General features: G+C 40.3%; 1 protein-coding gene. It reads left to right on the top strand.

Translation table 11 applies throughout. From position 1 onward, the window contains the following. Nucleotides 1–1,011: hypothetical protein (locus CD122_RS12535; RefSeq protein ID WP_276307408.1), on the top strand; the 1,011-nt coding region annotated here is incomplete at both ends.

Raw genomic sequence — 1,011 nt, forward strand, 5'->3', positions numbered from 1 at the left:
CTTACGCTTGTTGACATTGAATCACTCATGCTCATTGATTCGCTCATGCTTGTTGAATCGCTTAAGCTTATTGAAATTGAGTCTCTCATACTTGTTGATGTTGAGTTACTCATACTCATTGATTCGCTCATACTCATCGATTCGCTCACGCTTGTTGAAGCTGAATCGCTCATGCTCATCGACTCACTTACGCTTGTTGACATTGAATCACTCATACTCATTGACTCACTTACGCTTGTTGACATTGAGTTACTCATACTCATTGACTCACTCACGCTCGCTGACATTGAATCACTCATGCTCATTGATTCGCTCACGCTTGTTGACATTGAGTCACTCATACTCATTGACTCGCTTAAGCTTATTGAAATTGAGTCTCTCATACTTGTTGATGTTGAGTTACTCATACTCATTGACTCACTCACGCTCGTTGACATTGAATCACTCATACTTGTTGAATCGCTTAAGCTTATTGAGATTGAATCTCTCATACTTGTTGATGCTGAGTTACTCATGCTCATCGATTCGCTCACGCTTGTTGACATTGAGTCACTCATGCTCATTGATTCGCTTACGCTTGTTGACATTGAGTTACTCATACTTGTTGATGTTGAGTTACTCATACTCATTGATTCGCTTATGCTTGCTGACATTGAGTCACTCATACTCATTGACTCACTTACGCTCGCTGACATTGAATCACTCATGCTCATTGACTCACTTACGCTCGCTGACATTGAATCACTCATGCTCATTGATTCACTATCGCTCAACGACGTTGAATTACTTTCACTTATTGATTTCGATTCACTATCGCTCAATGATGTTGACTTCGATTCTGACTCACTTAGCGATTTTGATTCACTATCGCTCAACGACGTTGAGTTACTCTCACTTAGCGATTTTGATTCACTATCGCTCAACGACGTTGAGTTACTCTCACTTATTGATTTCGATTCACTATCGCTCAATGATGTTGACTTCGATTCTGACTCACTTAGCGATTTCGAT

Source organism: Staphylococcus rostri, from assembly GCF_002902145.1.
GTDB classification, from domain to species: domain Bacteria; phylum Bacillota; class Bacilli; order Staphylococcales; family Staphylococcaceae; genus Staphylococcus; species Staphylococcus rostri.